Source organism: Streptococcus taonis (assembly GCF_029948085.1).
GTDB classification, from domain to species: Bacteria; Bacillota; Bacilli; order Lactobacillales; family Streptococcaceae; genus Streptococcus; species Streptococcus taonis.
In genome coordinates this window covers 1-4516 of sequence record NZ_JARZZP010000027.1, presented here as the reverse complement: position 1 = coordinate 4516, position 4516 = coordinate 1, and the positions used below count along the sequence as shown (strand labels likewise).

General features: G+C 38.2%; 1 protein-coding gene and 1 pseudogene. One reads left to right on the top strand and one right to left on the bottom strand.

Features of this window, described 5'->3' with window-relative positions; translation table 11 throughout:
- Positions 1–3669, bottom strand: a 3669-nt coding sequence (locus QEZ38_RS09650; protein ID WP_281335778.1) for a Rib/alpha-like domain-containing protein, incomplete at its 3' end; no start/stop codon positions are given.
- Positions 3670–4176: 507 nt separating this feature from the next.
- On the opposite strand from QEZ38_RS09650, the pseudogene QEZ38_RS09645 reads away from it, so the two are divergent.
- Positions 4177–4452: pseudogene (locus QEZ38_RS09645) on the top strand (IS30 family transposase); the annotation flags it as partial.
- Between the last annotated feature and the right edge of the window lie 64 nt (positions 4453–4516).

Below are 4516 nucleotides of genomic sequence, written 5' to 3'. Positions count from 1 at the left end.
TGGAGTCTTGTATTCAACTGTAGTTCCTTTTGGAAGATCGCCTACATTACCAATTGATTTCTTAGGATCTGGTGTTTGTCCAACATTGACTGTTTGATCTTTAGGTGTTGGATTGTTCTTCTCTGCATCTGTACGTGGATCTACTACCTTAACAGTTACTGGAACTTCATCTGTCGAACCATCTGGATAAGTTACTACAACTGTACGTGTGACTTGACCATTGTTAACAGTTGGAGTTTCTCCAGCTTTCCATGTATATGTCGTTGTTGTACCTGGTGTTGTTCCTTTAAGTGGCAAGTCAGACTTGTTGGCAATATAAGTCTCTGGTGATCCCAAATCTGGAACAGTTCCATTTGAAGTCAGATTCACTGTAGGAGTTGTAGCTGTTGGTGTATATTTATCAGCTTGCTTACGGAACTCAATCTGAATATTGGCGTTATTTGTAGCATTTGAAACGTTATTATTATTTGTTAAATTAGATTGGTCATATCCAGTAATATAACGGGTCCAGCTGTTTTTGCTAGCGTCAGGATTAACTGTCTGACCTTTACCTACATGCCCTGAAATAGTAACTTTATATGGGTTAGTATCTGTCGCATTTCCATTTTGTCCCAAATTGTTAGATTTATCGGTAAAGTTAATATCTGTTCCTTTAGCAGTATCGCTGATTCGCGCTTGACTTCTCATCTCAAATGGATTTGAAGTATCAGTGGTCACAGTAACTCTATCATCTACCTTAACTTTATCCAAGCGACCACTGTTATCAGTTAAGTTCACATCAACACTAAATTCTTCTTCACGATAAACGATAATCTTACGTGGGTTAGTACTATCAATTTCTGCATTACTAATAGGAGTTAAGCTAGTAATTGTTGGTTTTTGAACATCTTTTGCAGTTGCAGTTGCTGGATCTGAATCAGCACCATTTCCATTCTTCGTAACTACTGTTACTTTTGTTCCGTCTTTTACTTTATTTTCCGGAATCGTAATTTCTCCAGTATTTGAATCGATTTGCACCTCTGGAGTATTTACTGTCCAATTTCCTTTCGGATCTTTCGTTCCTACAGCTGTTTTTGGATTGTTATCTTCTCCTGTATAGCTTACAGTAATTTTATCTACTTTTGTTGAATCTTGTGGTTTTGCAGTTACATCCCCATTATCCTTAGCTATTGCTACTGGTGTTTGTGGTTTATCCTCTATAACATGAACGGGTGCATCAATAAGAAACTTTCCACGTTGTGGTATTACTACTTCTACCGTACCATAAACAGGTTTTCCTGGCTCAGTGACTTTCGATACATCAGGATCTTTAAACCAACGATAAGTTGTACCTCCTGGCAATTTACCGGTATTTTCAATACTCTTAATAGCATCTGGAACAACTCCTACTTTAGTAGTTTGCTCTTTAGATACTGGTTGGAAATTGTAATTAGTTGCTTCTCTTGGTTCCAATGGCAACGTACCGATGATGGCGTTTTGACCTGGATAATATCGAGGTCGTCCTCCCAGTGTATACCCTCCAAAGGCAAGATACGGATCATTAGCTATACGTGATTTGATCTCTGAGAACATCGGATTGCTTTTATCTTTTTTACCCCAATCCGACATAATACTTTGATCCAATTCATCACCTTCTAAAACTTTTGTTTTGAAAGTCATAATTGTACGTTGCCCAGCAACCACGTTCATTTTATCTTCGATAACTCCACGAACAAGATTGTATTCAAGACCGCCATTCTTGACACCTAACATACTCATGACTCGAGAGAACGCATCATCATTAGGCTCTGTACCGTCTCCGCTATTTTTACGATAAATATCCTTGCGCCATCCATTTGATGGTTCTATATAATCCATCCAAGCATCTAAATTTTCAGCATAAGATGATCCAGAACGCTTCTCTCCATCTTTCACATAAGCACGGTATTGAGGTCTGTCATACTCCCACCTTGAAGCGGTAGGATATTCTTTATATGATTTCTGTCTACCGTGTTGAAGTTGGGTATAAGTGAAATCATACGGATCCCCAACTGTACGTGGAATTGCAACTGAGATTTTTTTAGACAATCCTGCCTGCGCATTTGCCATTGGACCTGAATCTACAATCCAGTAATAATACTTGTTGCCATTTTCTTCAATACGCATCTCACGATACACACGAATGTTATCATAGGCTTGGTTAGCAGTTCCTTTACTTACGAAAGCATACTGCTTGGTATCTGGTGAAAACACGTCTCGGTCTGAGTAATCAATCATAGGATTTTCATGCCAAGTAACACCGAAGTCTGTGGCTTTTGTTTCACGAACAATACTCGTTCCACTAGCAACTTTTTTCCCATCTTTAGTTACTACAGCTGTGACTTCTGCACCTTCCACCATTAGGTCAGGATTAACGTCAACAGTAAAGTATCCATTGGATTGCGACTTCGTCTTATATTTTTCACCTCCTACGGTGATTTCTACATCAGATTCCGCTGCTGTATATCCATCAACTTGTTTAATATAGGCTAGGCTATCATTGAAGGAAATTGTATTTGCTTCGTTTACAACTTCAGTAGCGACAGTTTCTCCATTCACTACCAATGTAACTGTATCTCCAACTTTAATCCCCGGAGCATTTAACTTGAATTCTCCTGAATCATCAAGCGTTGAAGTTACCAATGTCTGACCATTTTTCCTAATTTCAATTGTTGAAGATGGCGTCGCATAACCTGTAACAAATCCAGAATCTGCTATAACGATTCCTAATCGTCCACGTTTAGTCGTTTTATCAATGGGTACAGATCGTAGACCTGTTCCCTGTCCCATACTTTGACCATTACGTGGATCATGAGAACCTGAAGTCAAACGATTACGCGCGATCATAACAGAGCTTTCGTTCCGTTTGATGACACGATTCATATCCTCAACATCACGAAGGCTAACTTCTACACCACCAAATGCAGACTTGGCTACAGCAACTTGGGCGATAGCTTTCTCCAAGATTTCACGTGTCAAGTCATTCTTAGGTGTTTGGGCGATAGTCTGCTCCAAACGATCAATAGATAATTTGAGACTAGCTTTAGCTTTTTCCAGTTGTTCAGCATTGGTATTTTCTGAAGTTTCCTCAGATTTAGCTGAAATTTCTGAAGTTGGCTTCGCTACTTCTGGCTTGATTTCCGAAGTTACTTCCTGTGTGCTTGCATCATTTTTATCTTCTTTGACTTGAGGAGTTTCCACTGCTCGTAGCTGGTCCAAAACATCGGTCAAGCGAGCTACCAAAGCGTCCACTTCTTCTTGACTCACTTTTGAATCAGCGAGAGTCTGTTCAGCCTTAACAAGTTCTTCCTTGGCAACAACCAAAAGGTCTGTCTTAGCCATTTCCTTGACCTTGAGCTGATCTTTGAGCTGTGTCACAAGCTGACTTGCAACAGCTGTATCCACTTTTACAGAACTAGTAGGCTCTTCCTTATCCTGCGATGCTAGCGGACTAGTATCTTGAGTTAAAGCCTCTACATGAGGTTGGTCGACAGGTGTTACGCTATCCGCACTAGCGACGCGCGCACCCAAAAACATCAGTGCTGCAACAGCAACTGAAGCCGCACCGAAGCTATATTTACGAATAGAAAAGCGTAAGACTTTTTCTCGTTTCTGGCGTTCGATACGACTCATGGATGATTTTTTATCCATTCTATTATCTCCTTTTTTTGAATTTGCTCACCTAAAATACATATAGTTTATATTCATAGGCAAAGCTATCCAAGTATCATTGTATACTTTTTTGTGGGAATATGCAAATTATTTCTCTCTTAAATCACACTTTTTTTTAGTTTTTATGCATCTAAAATATTTATATTTGATTCACCCTCTAATTTTCCTTGATAGCATTGGATTATTTAGATATTTTCATTCTTCAAACTATTAAAAATGTATCAAATTTAAAATATCACTCAAACGATTAGCATTATTATCGACGCTTCATTTTTATCGTTTTTGTATTATTTTGTCTTTAAAGTTTGTTTTATTTTAAAAAATTCGAAATAAATTGTATATAAGTTATTTACCTTTTATCCTTCTAAATAAAACTGGAGTTTTTCCTTTCTGTAGAATAAATCTATTGTCGCTTATCGTATTAGTTGTTTCATAGTACAATACATTTCTCGAGGATAACGAATGGTAAGTGCTCAATACCCCAAAAATAAAAGCGCTGAGTCGGTCAATTAAGCTCTAAAACTCATCTTAAAACAGCATCAAATTCTTTCCATCACGGCAGACAATGGAGCCGAATTCAACCTCTTGGCTGATGTGTTTTCTAAGGAGCATATCTACTATACACATCCCTATGCCTCTTGGGAAAGGGGAACTAATGAGAATCACAACTGACTCATTCGTAGATGGTTACCTAAGGGAACTAAGAAAACAACTCCCAAAGAAGTCGCATTCATCGAAAATTGGATTAATATAGTTATTTAGTTTTAAAAAAGCACTCTAATGATTCAAAGATATTGGGGACTTCCCTTAATAAATCTGTCACTTT